This window comes from Agromyces salentinus (genome assembly GCF_009749395.1).
Taxonomy (GTDB): domain Bacteria; phylum Actinomycetota; class Actinomycetes; order Actinomycetales; family Microbacteriaceae; genus Agromyces; species Agromyces salentinus.
Genome location: NZ_WBIR01000022.1, coordinates 1 through 19,451, shown reverse-complemented (window position 1 = coordinate 19,451; position 19,451 = coordinate 1). Strand labels below are relative to the sequence as shown.

Annotated in this window: 19 protein-coding genes; 7 read left to right on the top strand and 12 right to left on the bottom strand. The window is 70.3% G+C overall.

Annotated features, from left to right (window positions below; all coding sequences use genetic code 11):
• Window positions 1-80 precede the first annotated feature (80 nt).
• From GQQ95_RS17205 to GQQ95_RS17190, 4 genes are all read right to left on the bottom strand, one after another.
• On the bottom strand, window positions 81-2,390 hold the full coding sequence (locus tag GQQ95_RS17205) for a DEAD/DEAH box helicase (RefSeq protein ID WP_246205748.1): 2,310 nt from the start codon (window positions 2,388-2,390) through the stop codon (window positions 81-83).
• A 431-nt stretch (window positions 2,391-2,821) separates the two neighbouring features.
• Window positions 2,822-4,075: a hypothetical protein gene (locus GQQ95_RS17200; protein ID WP_157428834.1), complete on the bottom strand. Its 1,254-nt coding sequence runs from the start codon at window positions 4,073-4,075 to the stop codon at window positions 2,822-2,824.
• Between the two features lie 254 nt (window positions 4,076-4,329).
• Complete coding sequence (locus tag GQQ95_RS17195) at window positions 4,330-4,953, bottom strand: hypothetical protein (protein ID WP_157428833.1); 624 nt, start codon at window positions 4,951-4,953, stop codon at window positions 4,330-4,332.
• Window positions 4,954-5,131: 178 nt separating this feature from the next.
• Window positions 5,132-6,142, bottom strand: a complete 1,011-nt coding sequence (locus GQQ95_RS17190) for an ADP-ribosylglycohydrolase family protein (protein WP_157428832.1) — start codon at window positions 6,140-6,142, stop codon at window positions 5,132-5,134.
• Between the two features lie 158 nt (window positions 6,143-6,300).
• On the opposite strand from GQQ95_RS17190, the gene GQQ95_RS17185 reads away from it, so the two are divergent.
• From GQQ95_RS17185 to GQQ95_RS17175, 3 genes are all read left to right on the top strand, one after another.
• The gene (locus GQQ95_RS17185; RefSeq protein WP_157428831.1) at window positions 6,301-6,807 is read left to right on the top strand and encodes a nucleotidyltransferase domain-containing protein; all 507 of its coding nucleotides are present in this window, start codon (window positions 6,301-6,303) and stop codon (window positions 6,805-6,807) included.
• Window positions 6,804-7,142 (top strand): HepT-like ribonuclease domain-containing protein, encoded by a 339-nt coding sequence (locus tag GQQ95_RS17180; protein WP_157428830.1) that lies wholly within the window; start codon window positions 6,804-6,806, stop codon window positions 7,140-7,142. Before GQQ95_RS17185 ends, GQQ95_RS17180 begins: the two co-directional genes overlap by 4 nt.
• A 163-nt stretch (window positions 7,143-7,305) precedes the next feature.
• Window positions 7,306-7,995, top strand: a complete 690-nt coding sequence (locus GQQ95_RS17175; RefSeq protein ID WP_157428829.1) for a hypothetical protein — start codon at window positions 7,306-7,308, stop codon at window positions 7,993-7,995.
• Between the two features lie 151 nt (window positions 7,996-8,146).
• Here GQQ95_RS17175 and GQQ95_RS17170 read toward each other — a convergent pair whose 3' ends face one another.
• Window positions 8,147-8,614 (bottom strand): hypothetical protein, encoded by a 468-nt coding sequence (locus tag GQQ95_RS17170; protein ID WP_157428828.1) that lies wholly within the window; start codon window positions 8,612-8,614, stop codon window positions 8,147-8,149.
• 376 nt (window positions 8,615-8,990) lie between these two features.
• Between GQQ95_RS17170 and GQQ95_RS17165 the strand changes: the two genes are divergently transcribed.
• Window positions 8,991-10,070: a TM2 domain-containing protein gene (locus tag GQQ95_RS17165; protein ID WP_281352040.1), complete on the top strand. Its 1,080-nt coding sequence runs from the start codon at window positions 8,991-8,993 to the stop codon at window positions 10,068-10,070.
• A 17-nt stretch (window positions 10,071-10,087) separates the two neighbouring features.
• Entirely contained in the window at window positions 10,088-10,459 is a 372-nt protein-coding gene (locus GQQ95_RS17160) for a PH domain-containing protein (RefSeq protein WP_157428827.1), read from the top strand.
• A gap of 87 nt (window positions 10,460-10,546) precedes the next feature.
• Here the strand turns inward: GQQ95_RS17160 and GQQ95_RS17155 are convergent, their stop codons facing one another.
• The 5 genes from GQQ95_RS17155 to GQQ95_RS17135 form a co-directional block, all read right to left on the bottom strand.
• Entirely contained in the window at window positions 10,547-10,723 is a 177-nt protein-coding gene (locus GQQ95_RS17155; RefSeq protein ID WP_157428826.1) for a hypothetical protein, read from the bottom strand.
• 128 nt (window positions 10,724-10,851) lie between these two features.
• Window positions 10,852-11,220 (bottom strand): hypothetical protein, encoded by a 369-nt coding sequence (locus tag GQQ95_RS17150; protein ID WP_157428825.1) that lies wholly within the window; start codon window positions 11,218-11,220, stop codon window positions 10,852-10,854.
• 93 nt (window positions 11,221-11,313) lie between these two features.
• Window positions 11,314-12,372: a hypothetical protein gene (locus GQQ95_RS17145; protein WP_157428824.1), complete on the bottom strand. Its 1,059-nt coding sequence runs from the start codon at window positions 12,370-12,372 to the stop codon at window positions 11,314-11,316.
• Window positions 12,373-12,696: 324 nt separating this feature from the next.
• Window positions 12,697-14,043: a coiled-coil domain-containing protein gene (locus GQQ95_RS17140; protein WP_157428823.1), complete on the bottom strand. Its 1,347-nt coding sequence runs from the start codon at window positions 14,041-14,043 to the stop codon at window positions 12,697-12,699.
• A 126-nt stretch (window positions 14,044-14,169) separates the two neighbouring features.
• On the bottom strand, window positions 14,170-14,586 hold the full coding sequence (locus GQQ95_RS17135; protein WP_157428822.1) for a DUF1761 domain-containing protein: 417 nt from the start codon (window positions 14,584-14,586) through the stop codon (window positions 14,170-14,172).
• 153 nt (window positions 14,587-14,739) lie between these two features.
• Between GQQ95_RS17135 and GQQ95_RS17130 the strand changes: the two genes are divergently transcribed.
• Window positions 14,740-15,672, top strand: a complete 933-nt coding sequence (locus GQQ95_RS17130) for an AraC family transcriptional regulator (RefSeq protein WP_212275543.1) — start codon at window positions 14,740-14,742, stop codon at window positions 15,670-15,672.
• 470 nt (window positions 15,673-16,142) lie between these two features.
• Here the strand turns inward: GQQ95_RS17130 and GQQ95_RS19715 are convergent, their stop codons facing one another.
• Together GQQ95_RS19715 and GQQ95_RS17110 are read right to left on the bottom strand one after the other, a co-directional pair.
• Window positions 16,143-17,804, bottom strand: a complete 1,662-nt coding sequence (locus GQQ95_RS19715) for an RNA polymerase sigma factor (protein ID WP_246205745.1) — start codon at window positions 17,802-17,804, stop codon at window positions 16,143-16,145.
• The gene (locus GQQ95_RS17110) at window positions 17,801-18,184 is read right to left on the bottom strand and encodes a YciI family protein (protein ID WP_157428821.1); all 384 of its coding nucleotides are present in this window, start codon (window positions 18,182-18,184) and stop codon (window positions 17,801-17,803) included. Before GQQ95_RS17110 ends, GQQ95_RS19715 begins: the two co-directional genes overlap by 4 nt.
• Window positions 18,185-18,376: 192 nt before the next feature.
• On the opposite strand from GQQ95_RS17110, the gene GQQ95_RS17105 reads away from it, so the two are divergent.
• Window positions 18,377-19,285: an NAD-dependent epimerase/dehydratase family protein gene (locus GQQ95_RS17105; protein WP_157428820.1), complete on the top strand. Its 909-nt coding sequence runs from the start codon at window positions 18,377-18,379 to the stop codon at window positions 19,283-19,285.
• The last annotated feature ends 166 nt before the right edge of the window (window positions 19,286-19,451 follow it).

Genomic DNA, 19,451 nt, shown 5'->3' with positions numbered 1-19,451 from the left:
ATGTGGGACCCCCTCGTCGCCGCTCGTCATGCTACTCCGACGGATCGATCAATCGATCGATCGACGATGCATCCGATCCTCTACAAGGTTGCGTTGGACGCCTCCGGCGATTGCCAGCTCAAGAGCCGTTCGCGCTCAGCCGAAACGACCTCTCGGACGAGTTCCCCGTCGGAGATGTCCACCGCCTCCGGCGCCCACTCGGCAGCGTCGCTCACCGCGGCGAAATCCTCGAACAATGCCTTTTTCTTCGCGAGGATCTGCGTGACGCGAACATCGGCGCCCTCGTCGGAGAGCAGACGATGCACCTGAACCGACCGAAGCTGGCCCATTCTCCGTGACCTGGCGATGGCCTGCCACTCGATCGTCGGCTTGAGCTGCGGTTCGCAGATGACCACCATCGATGCCGCCTGGATGTTGAGCCCAACCCCGCCGGCGATGATCTGGGAGACGAGCACCGCACCCCTGCCGGCCGACGAGAACTCATCGACCAGCTCTTGTCGCTTGGCCGCGGGAACGGACCCGGTCAGAGGCCCGAAGACGGCACCGGGAAGCGTACGGGCGACCTCGCCGAGAACATTGAGGAAATGGGAGAAGACAATGACCTTGCGGTCGTTGTCCTCTGCCTCTTGAACAAGCTCCCTCAGACGCTGCAGCTTCGCAGACTGCTCGCCTCCGAGCATCGCGGCCTGCCTCATCGAATGGAAGTTCCCGCTCATGACCGCCTCCCGATACGCAACCTCATCGGCGTTCGACATCGGAATCCACTCGTTCACCTCGACGAGCTCGGGCAACTCCGTGAGAACGTCCTCGGTCGTGCGCCGGAGGTAGGCGGGTGCAACCTGCTGCCGGAACAATCGAGGCCGGACGTCGGTCGCGTCGATCACGAGGTCGGGCCGGACGTACGCGACGAGATTCCGGAATTCTTCGACGCGGTTCTCGAGTGGGGTGCCTGTCAGCAGGATCGCGCGCTCCGCCGTCTCGATCAGATTCGAGGTTCGTCTCGATCGTTGCGCCGCCGGGTTCTTGACGTAGTGCGCCTCATCGACGACGACGCAAGCGATTACAACCGCCGAGGACAGCTGCGCCTTGACCCAGCCCAGGGACTCGTAAGTGGTCACCGCGACACCCCCGCGAAGCACCCACCTCTGCATGGCGGCGTACCGACCAGACCCATGAATGCGATGAGCGGGGAGCTTCGATTTCGCCTCGATCTCCCGCATCCAGTTCGTGACGACAGCTGCCGGGCAGACCACGACGCTGTGCTGAGAACCCTTCGAATACAGATGACACAAGACGGCGAGCGCCTCGACGGTCTTGCCGAGCCCCATCTCGTCGCCGATGATCACTTTGCGTTGGACCAACGCGAATCGCGCAGCGAAGCTCTGATATCCACGAAGCGACGCATCGAGATGATCGGTCTCGAGCTCGAAGCGCCGGATGGCTGCAACGACGTCTTCAGGCAACCCGCCTGCGACGACATCCTCGTTCTCGAGGACGAAGCCCAGCTCGTCGATCATTACGAAGTAGTCCGACGGACGTGACAGGAAGTCCCGCCAGAAATCGCCGTCGAGGCCTGTTCTCGACGCCGCCGTGCTCGACCTCGCGCGATCGATCACTGTGTCGGCGGCATCGAGGAGCGCCTGGTGATCGTCATGGGGCGCCATGACCACGAGGTGACTCACGTCCGACCGAAGGGCCGCAGCGAGCGGCCTGAGCCGCTGCAGGTTCGCGAGATCCTCTTTGGCCTTCTTCGTCGCACGGATCGCGTCCCAAGCACCCAACTGGCGCAAGAGATTCTCCGTGCCGGAGAGCGGCGCGTTCACGTCGATCCGGATCGAGGTCTCCTCGTAGGTCGCCTGCCAGAGCGTCTGCGCTGCGCCTCGGATTCGCGCCGCGGTCGTAGCTCCGATGCCTGGAAGGTGCGCGAGACGCTCGGCGTTGGTGAAGACGTCTTGGACGGAGACGATGCCGGCATCTGTGAGCGGGGCGATGCGTATTCGTTCTCGGGTGGTGTCTTTTAGTCGCTCCACGGGCATGTCGGCGATCAATCGCTGCGCTTCGGCTCTCCGCATCGCCGATCCCGCCTCGCCTGCACGTCGGCGGACATCCGCCTCTCGGCTCAGGGCTTCATCGATCGCTGAGATGGCGGCTGCCAGCCCTCCGAATCGGTCTTTCGCGGCGAGTCGCGGTGAACCCAGCGCGGCGAATGATTCGGTCAGACCGACGCGCTCATCGAGCACGGCAGACGGATGGATCTGCTCTGGAGCGCGCTGCTGGTCATCGATCCGCTCGATGAATTCAGAGATTCGGGCCGTCCTGCCCCACTCGTGGAACTGCGCGAGGAACTCACCTGCATCGATGCCCGCTGATCTTGCTTTCGCGCTGCTCACGAAGCGCCGTGCTCCTGTTATCGACTTCACGAGGTCCAGCGCGCGAGGGACCTCGTCCGTGAGGCGAGTGAGCGACTCGAGTTCCACCGGGTGGAGGGGCGGGAGGGCTCGTCGACGAGCCATCCAGCCGATCGAGGCGCCGTCGCCGGGGCCCAACGGCAGGACGCGCCAGTGAGGGACTCCGTGAAGCGCGACGTCAGCCACGCGGCTTCGAAGCGTCCGAGTTGCCTCCTCGGCTCGGCGCTCGACATCCTCACGGTGCGCCAGAACGATCTGGGCACGGCGTGACCAACCGCTCACTTCGTCGCTTGCAGCGCGAAGCCTGATCAGATCATCCCGATCCAAGGTCGTCCATTCCCAACTCGAGCGCAGGCCCACTCGATCCACTCCGACGCGCGAGTCCGGAGGTTCTTCGTTTCTTCGCAGTTCGCTCAGACTTCATCTTTGGGTTCGTCGCGGCCGCCGCGCAGTCGAAGCGCCCGATCGGCGAGGCCGCTGGACAGCTTGCCCGACGCAGACTTGGCTCGTTCCAGAGTGCCGTTGCCGACGCGCCTCGCAACGTCGACTCCCCCAGCTCCGGTCACGAGCACCTTGTCTTTGACTTCGGTGGCGGCGTCGACCCATCGCTTCGCCTCGAGCGATTCCAGACCTCGATCGATGCCGAGTCGTCCGTGGAAGTCGACGATGACGGTCGAGACGTGGTTGCTGGAATGAACGACGGCTCGAGATGCAGTCGGGTGGAGGAGAACCTTCGTATTGGCCGTTCCGGCTGCTGCATGCATGCGTGAGACAAGACCTACCGTGCTTCTCGAAATGAGATCCAGCCGGTTCTTCCTTGCCGCCCTCAGTGCAATGCGGTGTCGGTGCAACTCGTCGGGTGAGGCGTCGAGCAAACGATCGAGCTCCAGCACGGCGATCGCGTCCTGCAACTGGAAACACCGAGCAAGCACCGCAAGCCACTCCTGTGTTTTCACCTCAGCATCCTTCGCCGCCTTGGCCAGGTCGCCGACTTGGCTCTTGCTTTCCAGCTTCTCCGCGAGGGCATCGAGCTGCCGCAGTGCATACGCCTGCGTCCGGGCGATCGTCGCCGGCGTCGCCTGCACTTTCGACCAGGTGACGTCGGAAACGCGCCCGGTGTGCTCACGGATCGTCATCGACTCCTCGATCACGAGATGAACGCCGATCATGTCCGCGAGAACGGCGTCCTTCTGCGCACGGAGCACGTCGTCGACCTTCTCATCGATGATCGCCAGATACTCCGTGATCTCTTCCATCGCTTGTTGCATCGCGATCTGCGCCATGAGGCCCGCGGCGCCGGCGAGAAGCGCCGGGTTGGTGAGGAGCGAGGAATGGCCCTTGACGAACTGGAGGTTCTTCGCGAACTGGCCGTTCTGCGACCGCAGCGTGGCGTGGACATTGCCCGACGCCGAGTTCTGCACCTTGGGGAGTAGCTTCGCGACCCTCGCCGACTCCTCCGTCAGCTTCATCCATCGCCCCGAGTTCGCGGCGATCTCGGAACCGACCTGTGCCATTCCGGCTGCGGTGCCGAGAGCAGGGCTGAGCCGCTGCATTCCCAGGTCCTTCGCCTGCAGCCCCTGAGAGACGAGGAAACGGTCGATCGCCATCGGGTCCCCGATGACTGCAAGACCGTCGCCGTCGCTGATCAGCTGAATCTCGTCATCCATCATCGGCTCCTGGAGGCTTGGGAAAGCGGCACCTCAGACTCTAGGGCTCGCGCGATCGTGAATTCACCGACCTTCTCTGAAAAGCGCCAGACCCATGTCGCGGCAGTTCGTGAGCGAGCGGTGGAGCGGGTTGATTACTCGGCTCGACGGCTATGAAGACGATGAGAACGCCCCACTACCCCAGAAAGGGGGTGCGGTCGATCCAGTCCGACGGCTGGGCGCCTCCCGTCGGCGCCGGCGGATCGGGTGGGTCGTCAGTTGCCCACGCTGTGGAAGCGGTGACGACCGGAGAACCAAAGACCCGTGGATCGTGAGCGGCGGTATGTTCCAAGGAATCCGATATCGCGAACATAGACATCGACCCGCCAGGATGCGTTCGATAACGGCGGCAATCCATTGCCGAGTTCTGCCAACCCGCGATACCAACCACGCGGCACTTCGGCGGCGTAGATGGCGCGACGTTCCGTGTTCGGCACGACGACGAGGTTCGCCTTGAAATCCCCTGCCGTCGGGCCGGCAGCATGATCACCCGCCTCGAGATGCTTCCCGTACGGAGTAGTCGGGTCGACCGCCGGGCGCTCCTTCGTTGCCCGGAAGGACCGCTCCCACGTCGGCGACAATGCGTCCCGCGAACCGTCGAATCGAGTCCACGTTGTCAACGCCTGGTGGTCGAACCAGTCGAGACGATGGTGGAACCATCCCGCGTAGGCAATGAGGTTTCCGTCGCGTCCCCAGACGGCGTCGAGGAGTGCGAAACGCGGATCGTCTGTCGGCCTGCCTGCGTCGTACCACCAACGCAGGCCACGATCGTGCCGCGTCCACCCGAACGAATGGGTGAGGAACCCCTGCAGCGAGCACCAGTATCCGAGATACAGCATGGAATCCCCGCCAGCGCGAGGGGCCGCAGGCACCGGTGCGCCGATCGACGGTTGCGCCAACGCCCTGTAGGGGAGCGCACTCGCCCACGACCATTCCCATTGCCCGCCGGTCAAGGCTTCGACCTCGGAACGGTACGAGGCAGTGATCTCGGGGCGCTCAACCCGCGTCAACTGAAACTCAGGCACCGGCCCGGCGCTCCATCCGTCGTCCATATGCTGCTGTTGCCGACACTGCCAGTGTGGCCAGATCGTCATCGCGCAACCCCGGCCACCCGTGCAGCTCACGCCTCCACAACTCCGGCACCGCCGAGCCGCCCCATTTCGCGCCCGCGAGGGAGCCGGCGATCGCGGCGACGGTGTCCGTGTCGTTGCCGCAGCGCACAGCACGCTCGAGCGTTTGCTGCAGGCCCTCGCCGGCCAGCTCGGCGTGGTGGATCGCCGACCAGGCGGCCTGCATCGCGGCGACGACCCATCCGTTCGATCCGGGGATGTCGCGGGGCTGGGTGCGCTCGGCGACGTCCACGAACTCGTGCCAGCGGGCGCGGCGCTCCACGGGCAGGGCATCGATCGCGGTGCGCAGGTCGTACGTGCCTGTGCGGATCGCGTGCCGGATCGCCAGCGACCAGATGACGCAGGCGTCACCGGCATCCGTCTCGAAATGGGTGAGCGCGCTCACCCGGCGGGCCGCGTCGGCGAGCGCCTGCTCCTGGCCGTCGCCGAGGTAGCCGAGCGCGACCGGGCCGGTGCGCATGAGCGAGCCGTTGCCTGCCGACCGGCCGGTCGAGTCATGCACGCGCGTCGCGGCCGAGCGGATGTCGGCTTCGGCCACCGAGTGCGGCTCCCCCGCCTCGAACGTGGTGATGGCGAGCACCTGCCGGGTCTGGATGCCGACATCCTTGGCGTCGACCGCCCAGTGCTTCCACGCGCCCGCGATGCGGCCGAGCACCGCGGCATCCGCCAGTGAATCGCCGCGCGCGAGCGCCTCGAGGATGGGCACGGCCATCGAGGTGTCGTCGGTCCACTCGCCGAGCTCCCACGGGCCGCCGGCCTTGAACACGACCGGCACGTCATCGGGCAGCGACGGCTTGAACTCGTAGGGCGCGCCCAGGGCGTCGCCCGCGGCCGAGCCGAGCACCGCGCCGATCGCGCGGTCGAGGACGGGGGCGGGGAGGGTTGTCGGGTCGGTCATGGGGGCTCCGATCAATTCCACGGCGGCGGGCGTGCGGGTCGACGCTTCGACCGTACGGCGCTTCGGGCACCGAAGTCGAAACGGTCACGGTATGGCCCGCCTCCGCGCACTGCGCGCGCATGTACATATTTATGTACGTATTCGGTAGAATACGTGTCATGCCAAAGACCCAGCCGTCGGCCGACGTGGTTCCGGTCGCGGAAGCACGCGCCGCACTGTCGGGCGTGCTTCGCGACTTCCGTGCCCACGGCGCTGATGCTGCTCCAGTGGTGATCGGGTCGCACCGGCGGCCCGAGGCCGTGCTGGTTCCCTACGAGCAGTTCGTGCACTCGACCGGCGGTTCGGCAGCCCCATCAGCGCCCGAACGGGCGGCGAACCGGTTGCTCGATGAGCTCCGACGTCGACGGTCACTCGTCGAACGACTCGCGCGCGCCAACCGCATCGCATCGGTGCGGGTGTTCGGGTCGGTCGCCCGCGGGGAGGAGACGTCGTCGAGCGACGTCGACCTACTGGTCGAGCCGGAAGATGACGCCTCCCTGTTCGACCTCGCCCAGTTCGAACTCGACATGGAGGCGTTGTTCGAACGACCCGTCGACGTGGTCTCCGCACGATCCCTTCGCTCCGGCCGCGATCGAGTCATCCTCGACGAGGCGATCGCGCTGTGAAACCGGCCGACCGCGTCGAACGCTGGCTCGCGGACCTCAGCGCGACGCTCGACAGCGCGGCCGACCTGGTCGCTCGAGGACGGGAAGCGTTCGGTACCGACCCGGCATTGCCGCTCGCGTTCGAAGCGCTCTCGAACCGGGTCGGCGACCTCTCGAAGCGACTGACGGCTGCCGACCCGGCGCGCTTCGACCATCCGCTGTGGTCGCAGGCGGCACGCAACCGCGATTTCGTGGTTCACCACTACGACCGCATCGATGAAGACGCCCTCTGGGTCACCGTGTCGCGCAGCTTCGTCGAGCTGCGCCTGCTGCTCGACCGCGTCCTCGAGGACTGAGCCGGCCCACGTCTTCGGCCCCGGCGGTCGGCCACGGCCGACGGTCACCGCGCCGACATCCTGCGGAAACCTCATCTCGATAGGCTCGCCGACGCGCCACCCGATGCAGCCGCCCGCTCGAGCCGGAGGAACCATGCCCGATGCGCCATCCAACCGCCGCTCCATGAATCTCACCGGTCGCCCGCGCACCGCGCTGGCCGTGCTCGCGCTTGCGTTCGTATGCGCGGCGGTCGCCACGACCGGGCTCGCCACCACGGCGTCGGCTCGGGATGCCGAAGCGGAGCGGGCGGCTCGGGCCGTCGCGATCGCCAGCCAGGCGGGTCGGGTCGGCATCGGCGCTGCGGCCTTCGACACGTCGGCGGCACGGATCGCCGCCGACATCCGCGGCGCGGAGAACGCGCTGGTGCTCGCACGGGCGACGGCGGCGGATGCCACGGGCAAGGCCTCGGCCGAGTCACTGCGTGCGCTCGTGGCATCCGCCGACGAACTCGAACGCGACCTCGCGGCGGCACGGACCGGCCGGTGGCTCTTTCCACTCGCGCATGAGGTGCAGCTGCTCGGTGGGGAGGTCGTGACGTCGGCGGCAGCGTGGCAGCTCGCCGAGGACGCGCGCCTGGCCGAGGAAACTCGGCTGGCCGAGGAAGCTCGTCTGGCCGAGGACGATGCCGTCCTGGCGTCCGACGAACAGCCATCCATGCCGCCCCACATCGTCATCACGCTGGAGCCCGGGTCGTTGATTCCCGACAAGCCGCCGAGCGACCCGTCGGTCGTCGACTACCAGTGCGAGTTCGAAGACGGGTCGGGCACCTACTGGTCGGAGACACCGTGCGGTGAGGAGATCTTCTGGTGGTGAGCTGACGCGCAGGCGTTCGCTCCTGCGTAGCACGCGGCTGGGCCGGCGGTTGTGCGGCTGGCGGCGGCCGCGCGGGGCGGCTGCGCGGGGCGGGTGCGGGACCACATCGCCACATCGCCACATCGCCACATCGCCACATCGCCACAGAGTTTCACAACCCAGACCCTCCACCCGGGTGCGGAACAGCGCGGGGGCGCCGATCACGGAGGGCGGCGCGGCGCTCGTCGAGCGCGACGATGCGGGCGCGGATCGTCACGAGCACGGCCGCGACCCGGCGCCGGTGGTGCGCCTCGATCAGGCCGTCGGTCTCGAGCGATCGCGCCCGCACGGCGAGGTCCCGTGCCTTGGCGACCGTGTCGCGACGCCAGGCCTGGTACTGGTCGTCGCCCCGGCTCGCGAACCGCTCGAACCGGTCGTCGATGAGTGCGAGCCGCAACTCGAGCGCGTTGATGTCGTCGAGCAGTCGCGCACGGTCGAGGCTGTACGCCGCCCTGCCGAAGGGGAGGTCGATCGCCTCGCGGGCCGTGCCGGCCGCATCGTCGGCCCCGGCCGCACTGGCCGTGTTGCGCCCGATCGCCGTGGTCGCCGCAGTCGCCGTGAGGTGAGAGTCCGAACCCATGAAGTGTCCTTGCCGACTCCAGCCGATGGCCGAAGATCACGACGCTAGAGGCGGCCACCGACATCGCTGCGCGGGCCCCGCCCCGACGAGCGTGACCCCCGCACTGGGGGTCATGGTCCTGAAGCCCAGTAACGGCGCGGATGTCGCGTGCGCGACGGGCCCGGAAACGCGCTCTCGCGGCAGCGAGCGGCATCCGGTGTCCTCGGTCATCGCTAGCTTTCAGAGGGCTCCCAGTTGAGCATCACTTCCCGCACAGCAGCATCACAGCTCTGCAGCGCGCCCAGCAACGCGGCGAGCGCGAAGCCCAGCACCACATCAGCACCACACCTGCACCCACGCAGTTCAGCGATCACCCGTTCCATCGAGAGGCCGGCTCATGTCAGATCCCACGAATCCCCCCAGTCTTCCGCCGCAGCCCCCGGTGCCCGCGCAGCCGCCGGTGGCGTCGCAGTACGTGGGCGCACCGCCGCCCGCGGCATCCGCTCCCCCGCAGCCGTACGGCTCTGTGCCGACCCCGCCGCCGCCCGCCTCGCCCGCGGCCTACGGCAACGCGCCGTACGGTGCCGCGCCCGCGCCGGCGATGTACCAGCCGCCCGCGGCATCCGTGGGTCAGAAGTCGTTCATCGCGACGTGGCTGTTCGCCTGGCTCCTCGGATTCTGGGGCGTCGACCGCTTCTACCTCGGCAAGGTCGGCACGGGCATCGCGAAGCTTCTCACGCTCGGCGGGCTCGGCGTGTGGGTGCTGATCGACCTGATCCTCGTGCTCTCCGGCGCGCAGCGCGACATCCGCGGCCAGCGCCTCGCGGGCTACGACCAGCACAAGAAGCTCGCCTGGATCGTCACCGGCGCCGTCATCGCCCTGAGCCTCGTGCTCAACATCATCAACGGCGCCGCCGCCGGCGCGGGCGGAGCATTGGATGCCTCGCGGGACAAGCCCGCCGTCGTCGCCGAAGCGGATGCCGCAGCCGACGAAGCCGCGGCCGCCGATGCCGAGGCTCCGGCCGAGGAGGCCGAGCCGGTCGCCGAGCCTGCCGCCGAAGCCGGCACGGCGACGAGCCCCCTGCCGCAGCCGTACATCGCCAAGGGCATGCTCGGCGGCGAGAAGTACTCGCTCACGGCATCCGTCACGGCGGATGGGCAGGACGTGACCGAGTACAACATGTTCAACGACCCGGCGCCCGCCGGCTTCAAGTACGTCATCGTGGAGGCGACCATGACCGGCATCGACGAGGACGGCGTCGAGCCGTCGCTCGCATCGTTCGACCTCACGCTCGCGACGCCCGAAGGCAACCAGTACACGACCGAGATCATCGTGCTCGGCGAGGGCATGCCGTCGATGTACGAGGGCCCGACCCTGTACCCCGGCAGCGCCTTCACCGGCTACATGGCCTTCCTGGTGCCCGAGGCGTCGAGCGGCTTCATGCTGCACGACAACGGCAACTACATCGCACTCTGAGCCCCGAAGGAACCCGCATGGAAACCGCACCCATCCTCGCCTGGACCCTGCAGACCGAGATCCCCGTCCCCGCCGACGTGCAGGCGCTGCTCGTCGAGGGCGAGCAGGCCGTCGCGTCGTTCAAGACGTTCCGCGACTCGGCGACGTTCACCACGAAGCGCCTCATCGTGCGCGACGCGCAGGGCCTCACCGGCAAGAAGGTCGAGATCACTTCGCTCCCGTACAGCTCGATCCACATGTGGTCGAGCGAGAACGCGGGTGGCGTGCTCGACCGCGACGCCGAGATCGAGCTCTGGACGAAGGCCGGGCACATCAAGGTGAAGCTCAAGCGCGGCGCCGACATCCGCCGCATCGACAGCCTGCTCGCGTGGGCGGTGTTGCAGCACTGACGTCGGGACGGCGTGGGCGCGGGCGCGGGCGTGGGGGCGGCACGGCGCGCGCCCGCGCCGGCAGCAGGCCCGAAGGACCCGGAGGCCTCAGTCGCCGTCGACTCCACCGGCGATGTCGCCCGCCTCGGCCGCCGACGGCTCGCGATCCTCGGCCACCTCGGCGGTCGACGTGGCCGGCGAGCCTCCGGCACGCAGGTTGGCCGCCTCCAGAGCCCGCTCGATCGCGAGATCCGCATCCGACCCGAGTTCGTCTCGATCGCTCATCGGCACATCCTCTCCGAGCCCACCCTAGGTTCGGGCGCACCTGAGCGTCCAGCATCGAGCGGATGCCGCGAGGCGGGCGGATGCCGCGGCATCCGCTCGCCGTTGCGCCACTCGCACGTCGACGCCGACTACGCGCCGATGAATGCCCAGACCAGGCAGAGCGTGCCCGAGAGGGCGAAGATCAGCCACGACGGATGCCGCCAGCGGGTGTAGACGGCCGGCAGCACGGCGCAGAGCACCAGCATGCCGCCGATGGAGCCCACGATCGCCTCGGGCGAGGCGCCGAAGCCGAAGAGCGCCAGGGCGACGCCGATCGCGATCGCCAGCATCGAGGTGACGTGCCACGCGAAGCGGATCGTTCCCGCGGCGATGGCTCGGCCGCCGCTCATGGGCGGCAGCTCATCGCGCTCGAGCAACCACCCCACGACGAACCGCTCGCCCAGGATCGAGTGACCGATTCCGAGCAGGACCATGAGCACACCGGCGACCAGGAGCATGACGCGAGAGTAGCGACTCGACGGCCGCGCGTCGCGTCGGGCGGCGGCGGGGTCGCGGAAATGAAGCGACGCGCGTTCGCCCGGGTGGGACGATCAGGCCCAGGACATGCGGCGAGGCCGGGACTCGGCCCGGTTCCGCGCTCGCACCTCCTCGATGTCCCGCCGCGCGAGCTGCGTGGATTCGCCCGCCAGCGCGGCGACTCGTCGGGCCATCGCGAGGAGACGATCGGCGTGGCGTTGGTTCGATGTGGCCGGCGTCGCCGTCGCCCCCGCCGCGCCCGTCGTCGCCGTCGTGACGGTCGCCGTGACCGCCGTCGCGAGCGCGTCGGTGCTGCCGAGGCACTGGGCGAGGTCGATGCGGAGGCGCTCCGCCTCGGCCAGGCGCGTCTGCGCGGCCGGGCCGACCCATCCTCGATTGCCGGTGACGGCCTCGCGAGCGGCGTCGAGGATCCGGTCCGCATCGTCGATCGCGTGGTGCAGGGCGTTCGCCGCCGAGTCCTGGCGCGTTGCGCGGGCGGCACGGGCGGCGCGGGCGGCATCGTCGCGGGCGCTCGCCGTCGCAGCCTCGAGCGCCGATCGCGCCTCGCGCACTCGACTCAGATGCGCCTGCGGGTCGGCGTCGGGGTTGGCGTCGGCATCTGCATCGGCGTTCAGGCCGGCCCCGGCTCCCCTCGGGGGCGCGAGGACGACGAGTCGGTCGGCGGTCTCATGAAGGGCGCGGATGCCGGCGCGCTCGCGCGTGACATCCGCCCGGAATTCGACGATGACCTCGGGAGTCGCGCGTGACCACGCGACCCGGTCGGCGAGGGTCTCGGTCAGCGCGTGGAGCACGTGTTCGGCCCACTCGCACAGCCGCAGGATGAGCACGGTGCGCGCCCGCACCTCGTCTGGCGTGCCGGGCGATGCGTCGTGGTTCAGCCGGTTCAGTCGGAACGCGTCGGTGAGGTGCCGGCGCACCGCGGCGATCACGGCCGCGGCGGCCTCGACCGATTCGCCGCCCAGCTCGGCCTCGGCGAATCCGAGCTCCTCTGATGCCGCGCGGATGCCCTCGTCGGCGGCGAGCAGGGCGGATGCGGCCCGCTTCGCCAGCTCGGCATCGTGGACCTGGAGTTCTTGCGCGGAGTGCCTGCGCCTGACCACGAACCCGGCCATGCGTCGATCCTACGTTCGTCGCTCGGCGGGCGCCATGGATCTGGCGGGGGTGTGCGGGTCGGGGTGAGAGTTGGAAACCGCCGCCACTTCGCCACTTCGCGACTTCGCGACTTCGCGACTTCGCCACTTCGCCACTTCGCCACTTCGCCACTTCGCCACTTCGCCACTTCGCCACTTCGCCACAGCATTGTTGAAGCGGACTCCGCCTTGCCGCGGCATCCGCCTACCGTCGCTGCACGGGCGCAGCCGCGCGCATGCAGCCGCAAAAGCTCCAGCCACATGCCCTCACGCGTTCAGGGGCTCGCAGCCGCGCGCCGACGGGCGTCAGTCGAAGATGCCGTCGAGGACGCTGCCGATGACGAGGCCGCCGAGGATGCCGCCCATGAGGTCGTTGCCGCCGCCGCGGCGACCGCCGCCGCCCCAGCCGCCGCCCCACTGGTCGGGTCCCTGCGGGCGCGAGTTGTCGATGTCGCGCTGCGCGAGCTGCAGCGCCTCGCCCGCGAGGTGGGCGACCCGGCGGGCCATGGTCATCGACTGCTCACGGTGGTCTTCACCGATGACGGAGACCGTCGCCGCAGGCGCACCGAGGAAGCGGTCGAGGTCGATGCGCACGCGCTCGGCCTCGGCGAGGCGGGTGCGGGCGTCGGCCCCGATCCAGCCGCGGTGGCCGGCGATGACGTCGCCCGCGATCGCGAGCTGCCGGTCGGCGTCGTCGATGGCGTGGTGCACGTGCTCGAGCGGCGGGATCGGGCGCGCGGCGCGCTCACGGGCAGCGGCGATCGCGGCGTCCAGCCCGGTGTTGGCGTCGCGCAGGCGGCTGAGCTGCGTGAACGGATCGGTGTTCACCCCGGCCGGCGGCAGCGCCGCGAGGGCGGCCCGCAGCTCGGTCATCGCCTCGACGACGGCGGGCGTACGGGGCTCGTTGACCGCGACCTCGAGGTCGCCGCGCGAGTCCTCGACGATCGCGGCGAGCGTCGCCTCGGCGCGCAGCGCCTCGACCTCGAAGGTCTCGACCGCGTCGAGGAGCGTCGCCGCGCGGCGCACCGACTCGGTCGCGGCCTCGAGCGCGAGGTTGGCCTGCTCGCGCTGCCCGGCCTCACGCCGACGTTCGGCGACGCCCGCGCTGTGCTCGGCGAATCCGAGGAGCTGGTCGGCCTGGCCGGCGTTCTCCTCCACCCGGGCGAGGGCCTCGGGCGCGTAGCGGGCGGCGAGCCGCTCGATGGTCTCCCGGGCGTGGGGGATGCGGGCGCGCAAGCGCGTGACATCCGCTCGCACGCCGGCGATGATCTCGGGAGCCCGCCGCGCCCGCGCGATCGTGTCGGACAGGGCGGACAGCCGCTCGTCGAGCAGGTCCTCGGCCCAGTCGCACAGCTGCACGATGCGCGCGTTGCGCATGCGGAGCTCCTCGGCCGTGTCGGGGATCTCGTCGTGATTCAGCTGGTTCAGCTGGAACGCCTCGGCCAGGTGCTGCTTCACCGCGGCGAGCGCCTCGCTGAGGTCGTTCGTGGCCTCGCGGCCGAGCTCGGCCTCGGCGAAATCGAGCTCGTCGGCAGTGACGCGCACGCGCTCGTCGGCGGCGACGAGCGCGCTCTTCGCCCGCTGCGCGAGGGTGGCGTCCTGAGCCTCGAGCTCGAGCGCCTGCTGCTTGCGTTTGCCCCAGAATCCGGCCATAGGTTCGATCCTAGGGGCGGCGCTGGGAGGCGGCTGAAGGGTGGGGGCCAGGTGGCCTCCGGACGGTGCCGCCGGGGTCGAAATCGGCGACCGGAGCGAGGGTCGGGCGAGGTCGGGACGCGCCTCCTAGCCGGCCCAGAGCATGATCGCCGTCACGAGCCCGACCCCCACGAGGTGGTATCCGCCGGTCACGGCACCGTAGGCGAGCGGATGCCGCATGTTCGGCGTCATCGCGTTCGTCACCGACACCGCGGCGGCGATGCCGAGCCCGAGCGCGAGGGTGAAGAGCACGGCATCCCAGAGGCCGGCGAGCCCGACCGCCTCGGCCGTCCACGCCGTCGCGACGGCGACCGCGACGCTGCTGACGAGCGGCACGAGGTAGTACGAGAGCGGGAACCGCTCGCCCTTCCGGCGCTCATGGCCGACGGCCCGATCCCACGCGCGACCGAACAGCGGCGTGAACCACAGCGCACCGAGCACGAAGTACGCGACCGCGCCGAGCGCCGCCGCCCACCAGTTCACGGCCGTGAATGCCTCGATCATCGGCTTCCCTCACTTCCCCTCGGCGGAATCAGCCACCACGCCCGCCCGTCGGGTCCGTCGCGGACGTGTCGGCTGCGTCCTCCGTCGATCGTCGCCGAGGCCGAGCCGCCATGTCTTGGAGAAATCCGACGGCGCGATCGCGAGAATGGGCACATGCCCGAGCACACCTCGGCCAGGCCGGCCCCGCCGGCTACGTCGGCCGCGCCGGTCGCGCCGGTCGCGCCGGCCACGCGGTATCCGATTCGCCCTGACGAGCGGTCGGGCATGCTGCATCCGCGCAACGTCGAGCGGTTCGCCGCCGCCTGGATCGACCCGCATCCGTCGGTCGCCGCCGTAGTCGACCGCTACTGGCACGTGACGTGGAACCTGCCCGAGGGCGAACACATCGACCAGCGCATCATCGATCACCCGGCGGTCACGCTCACGATCGAGGCGGGCGACGTACCCGCGCCGCTCCTCGTCACCGGCGTGCAGCGCGGCGCGTGGCGGCGACGCATCACCGGATCTGGATCGGTCTTCGCCATCCGCCTCCGCCCGGCCGGGCTCGAGGTCGTCAGCGACCTCGCGGTGCGCAGCGTCGCGGATGCCGCGACCCCCGTGATTCCCACCCTCGACGCGCGCGTGCATCGGCTGCTCGCCACCGTCGAACCCGAAGCGGATGCCGCGGCGCGAGCGGCCGCGGCCGACGACGCGATCGCCACGCTGCTCGTCGAGCGACCGCTCGATGCCGAACAGGAGCTCGCGAACGCCGTGCTCGTGGAACTCGCCGAGCGCGTGCACGAACGCACCGGCACGACGCTGGGCGCCGGGCTCGGCGCGAGCGATCGTGCCGTGCAGCGGGCCCTTGCCCGCACCGTCGGCCACGGCCCCAAGTGGGTCACACGCCGCGTGCGGCTGCAGGAGGTCGCGCGAGTGCTGTCGACGGATGCCTCGGTGCAGATCGCCGACCTCGCCGCACGCCTCGGGTACGCCGATCAGGCGCACCTCGGCAACGACTTCCGCGGTGTTGTCGGGTTGACGCCGGGCGCATACCAACGGTCGGTGCGGACGGCGATGGCCGGAGTGGGTGGTTCGTCGAGCTCGTAATGCGGGGGCGGCGGCGCGGCTCGTCGTGTTGGGATGTGCGGCGGGGGTCGAGTGGGCCGCTCGTCGCGCTCGGAACGTACGGGGCGACGGAGGAGCGCGCGGCTCGTCGCGTTGGGAGGCGCGGCGGGGGTCGAGTCGGCGGCTCGTCGCGTTCGGGACGCCGGAGCGGGCGTCCGCTCCGGCGAACCGCGCTACTTCGCGACATCGCCACTTCGCGACTTCGCCACATCGCGACTTCGCGACTTCGCCACTTCGCCACTTCGCCACTTCGCGACATCGCCACATCGCCACATCGCCACATCGCCACATCGCCACTTCGCCACTTCGCGACATCGCCACATCGCCACATCGCCACATCGCCACATCGCCACATCGCCACAGAGTTTTCAGTCAGGACACCGCCCCCCTTCGAGCGCGATCACCCCACCGACCGGCACCTCAGCGACGCGCGACGTGCTCCGACCCTCTGCTCAGCTCGCCGATCCGGTGATCGCGGCACGCCGACCGAGCAGGTAGTCGCGCACCGCGGCGTCATCGGCGAGCTCGGCGGCGTGTGCGAAGGCGTCGGATGCCTCGCGGGAATGACCCGCACGAGCGAGCAGGTCCGCGCGCGCGGCCCACCACGGCTGGAAGCGCGGCGCCTCGGCCGCGGGCGGCAACGCCGCGAGGCCGGCCGAGGCGCCGTCGACGCGACCGATCACCGCGGCGAGCGCGACGCGCGCGCCGAGGCTCGGGGCCACGCCGTTCAGCGCGAGATAGAGCGTGCGCAGCGCCGCCCAGTCGGTGACGCCCGTGCGGCGGCGGTCGCAGTGCACCGCCTGGATCGCGGCCTCGAGCTGGAACCTCCCCGGCGGGCGACCCGGCGCGGACGCGCGGCGGAGGTACTCCTCGCCCTCGGCGATGAGGGCGGCATCCCACGCGGTCGGGTCCTGGTCGTCGAGCGGCACGAACGGCGGCGGCGCGGGCGCGTCAGCCCGCGCACCCGCCTCGGCCCCAGCACCCCCGTCGGCCGAAACATCCGCGTCGGCCCGAGCACCCGCATCGGCCCGAGCACCCGTATCCGCATCCGCATCCGCATCCGCCGGAGCATCCGCGTCGGCCCCGGCACCGGCGTCGGGCCGAGCATCCGCGCCACCCGGAGTGTCCGCGCCGCCCGGGCCGTCGACCGCCCGATGCCGCGCCGGCCGCCGGGCGAGCGACAGCGTCACGAGGGAGGCGAGCCCCCAGGCCTCCGTCTCGTGCTCGAGCAGCGCGGCGAGCGTCACGGCGAGGTACTGCGCCTCGCCGGCCATCGAGTCGGGGGCGTCGGCGGGCGCGCGCCACGTGATGGCGTGGCATCCGTAGACCGCCTCCAGTACCGCGGGCAACCGCTCGGGCATCTCGCGCCGATCGGGCACCACGAACGGGATGCGCGCATCGCGGATGCGGCGCTTCGCGCGCACGAGCCGCTGCGCCATCGCGGCCGGCGGCACCGCGAAGGCCGTGGCGATCTGCGCGGCCTCGAATCCGAGCACGACCTGGAGCATGAGGGGCGTGCGAACGGCGGCATCGATCGCCGGGTGCGCGCACACGAAGAGCAGCTCGAGCCGCTTGTCGCCGATCGCGAACGGGTCGACCTCGGCGAGCGGATCGACGGATGCCCCGCGCACTGCGCCCGCGCGCACCGCGCCCGAGCCCGCGACCGCGCCCACGCCCGCGGCGCCGACGGACGCGCCGCCCGCCCAGCCGGCCGAGCCGGCGGCCTCTGCACCGCCGGCGTCGCCGCCGCCCCGGACCCGCTCGTCATCGAGCGACGCGGTGAGGCGGCGCTCAGCCGACTTCCACGCGTCGCGCTGCCGATTGCGAGCCACGGTCAGCAACCACCCTTCGGGATTGTCCGGCACACCGGCATCCGGCCAGGACCTGAGCGCCTGCTCGAACGCGCCGGCCAGGGCGTCCTCGGCGAGCGCGAGGTCACCGGACGACGCCGCGAGCAGCGCGATCAACCGGCCGTAGGACGCACGGGCGGCCAGCTCGACGGATGCCGCAGCCGCCGCCCGCGCGTCGTCGACCGAGTCGTCGGCCGGGTCGGGAGCCGAGTCGGCCGAGTCGGCAGCCGAGTCGGCCGAGCCGTCGGCCCGGGGCGCTTTCACGCGTTGGGAGTCCACACGCCGTCGACCGTGTACACGGCGCCCGGGCGCACTTCGACGGCGCCGGCGCCGTAGTCCATCGACGGGGCGCGCTTGGCCCACTCGATCGCGGCGTCGAGGTCGGGCACGTCGATGACGAACGTGCCGCCGAGCTGGTCCTTCGTGTCGGCGAACGGGCCGTCCTGCACCTGGACGCTGCCGTCGACGCCGCGCAGCGTCGTCGTGCTCGACGAGGGCTGCAGCACCTCGGCGCCGAGCAGCACGCCCGCCGACTGCAGCGTCGCCGCGTAGCTCGTGAACGCCTGCTGACCCTCGGCGAGCGCCTCGGGACCGAGGTCCTCGGCCGTCATCTCGGGGTAGTGAAGCAGCAGTGTGTAACGCATGGTGTTCCTTCCTCGGCCCGATCCAGCGTCAGGGTACTCGCGTACCGGCGGCGCCGCCCGGGTCATCCTCGGCTCTCCCCTGCGGGAGCCGGCCGGATGTCGGCCTCTACTTGGATGACGACCGAGCTGAGGGCCGATCGACAGGAAGCGCAACCCGTCGACATCGGGTCGCGCAGCGGCCAAGATCGACCCATGTCACCGCACGACGACGAGCCCCAGCACGACGACGCACCGCATGACGACGAGCCCCAGCATGGCGCACCGCAGGTCGTGGCGATCACCGGCGCATCCGGACGCATCGGGCGCAGCCTCCTTCCGCGCCTCGACCGGCCCGGGCGCGTGCTTCGCCTCATCGACACCGAGCTCCCCGACCGCCTCGGCGACGACGACCGATGGGGCATCGGGCTGAGCCCCGACCGCGTCGAGCTGCGGCGCGTCTCGATCGAGGATGAACACGGCATCCGCGAGGCACTCGACGGCGTCGATGCGGTCGTGCACTTGGCGGCCTTCCCTTCCGAGCGGCCGTGGGCCGACATCCTGCGGGTCAACATCGACGGCACGCAGAAGGTGCTCGAGGCCGCGCGGCTCGGCGGCGCTCGCCGGGTGCTCCTCGCGAGCAGCATCCACGCGGTCGGGTTCGCCGAGCCCGCGGATGTCGCGTCGACGGAGGTCCCCGTCCCGCGGCCCGACACGTACTACGGCGTCAGCAAGGCGGTCGCCGAGGCGCTCGGCAGCGTCTACGCCGACCGGTACGGCATGAGCATCGTGTCGGCCCGCATCTGCGCGTTCGGGGAGGAGCCCGGCCCGCGCCGCGGACTCGCGCACTGGCTCTCACCTGACGACGCCGCGCGGCTCGTCGAGGCGGCGCTCGCGCTCAACGACGGGCGGCACCACATCGTGTGGGGCGTCTCGGCGAATGCGCCCGACGCGTTCGACCTCACGTCCGGGCGGGCCATCGGGTTCGATCCGCAGGACGACGCCATGGCCTTCGTCGCTGAGCGCGACGGCGTGCGGCCCGAGGCGCCCGCCCCGAGCGGACCCATCGGGGGCGTGTTCGCGGCCCCGGAGCATCCGCTCGGCCAGACCTGGCCGGACTCCTGACGGGTCTCGATACGCTTCGCTACTCGACCGCCGAGTGCCTGACGGGGGTCTCGATACGCTTCGCTACTCGACCACCGGGACCTCCTCGAGGCGGGCGAGCGCAGCGCGGACGGCGCCGCTCAGTAGACGGGTACGCGGTCCTCGCGCTCGTCGAGGGTCCAGAGAT

What these genes read in the sequence shown, in the direction of transcription:
- GQQ95_RS17185 (WP_157428831.1), top strand. Translation starts at nt 6,301, where the DNA reads ATGCCAAAGACCCAGCCGTCGGCCGACGTGGTTCCGGTCGCGGAAGCA.
- GQQ95_RS17105 (WP_157428820.1), top strand. Translation starts at nt 18,377, where the DNA reads ATGTCACCGCACGACGACGAGCCCCAGCACGACGACGCACCGCATGAC.
- GQQ95_RS17190 (WP_157428832.1), bottom strand. Translation starts at nt 6,142, where the DNA reads ATGACCGACCCGACAACCCTCCCCGCCCCCGTCCTCGACCGCGCGATC.
- GQQ95_RS17145 (WP_157428824.1), bottom strand. Translation starts at nt 12,372, where the DNA reads ATGGCCGGGTTCGTGGTCAGGCGCAGGCACTCCGCGCAAGAACTCCAG.
- GQQ95_RS17140 (WP_157428823.1), bottom strand. Translation starts at nt 14,043, where the DNA reads ATGGCCGGATTCTGGGGCAAACGCAAGCAGCAGGCGCTCGAGCTCGAG.
- GQQ95_RS17130 (WP_212275543.1), top strand. Translation starts at nt 14,740, where the DNA reads ATGCCCGAGCACACCTCGGCCAGGCCGGCCCCGCCGGCTACGTCGGCC.
- GQQ95_RS17195 (WP_157428833.1), bottom strand. Translation starts at nt 4,953, where the DNA reads ATGCTGTATCTCGGATACTGGTGCTCGCTGCAGGGGTTCCTCACCCAT.
- GQQ95_RS17135 (WP_157428822.1), bottom strand. Translation starts at nt 14,586, where the DNA reads ATGATCGAGGCATTCACGGCCGTGAACTGGTGGGCGGCGGCGCTCGGC.
- GQQ95_RS17200 (WP_157428834.1), bottom strand. Translation starts at nt 4,075, where the DNA reads ATGGATGACGAGATTCAGCTGATCAGCGACGGCGACGGTCTTGCAGTC.
- GQQ95_RS17150 (WP_157428825.1), bottom strand. Translation starts at nt 11,220, where the DNA reads ATGCTCCTGGTCGCCGGTGTGCTCATGGTCCTGCTCGGAATCGGTCAC.
- GQQ95_RS17155 (WP_157428826.1), bottom strand. Translation starts at nt 10,723, where the DNA reads ATGAGCGATCGAGACGAACTCGGGTCGGATGCGGATCTCGCGATCGAG.
- GQQ95_RS17110 (WP_157428821.1), bottom strand. Translation starts at nt 18,184, where the DNA reads ATGCGTTACACACTGCTGCTTCACTACCCCGAGATGACGGCCGAGGAC.
- GQQ95_RS17175 (WP_157428829.1), top strand. Translation starts at nt 7,306, where the DNA reads ATGAATCTCACCGGTCGCCCGCGCACCGCGCTGGCCGTGCTCGCGCTT.
- GQQ95_RS17170 (WP_157428828.1), bottom strand. Translation starts at nt 8,614, where the DNA reads ATGGGTTCGGACTCTCACCTCACGGCGACTGCGGCGACCACGGCGATC.
- GQQ95_RS17165 (WP_281352040.1), top strand. Translation starts at nt 8,991, where the DNA reads ATGTCAGATCCCACGAATCCCCCCAGTCTTCCGCCGCAGCCCCCGGTG.
- GQQ95_RS17160 (WP_157428827.1), top strand. Translation starts at nt 10,088, where the DNA reads ATGGAAACCGCACCCATCCTCGCCTGGACCCTGCAGACCGAGATCCCC.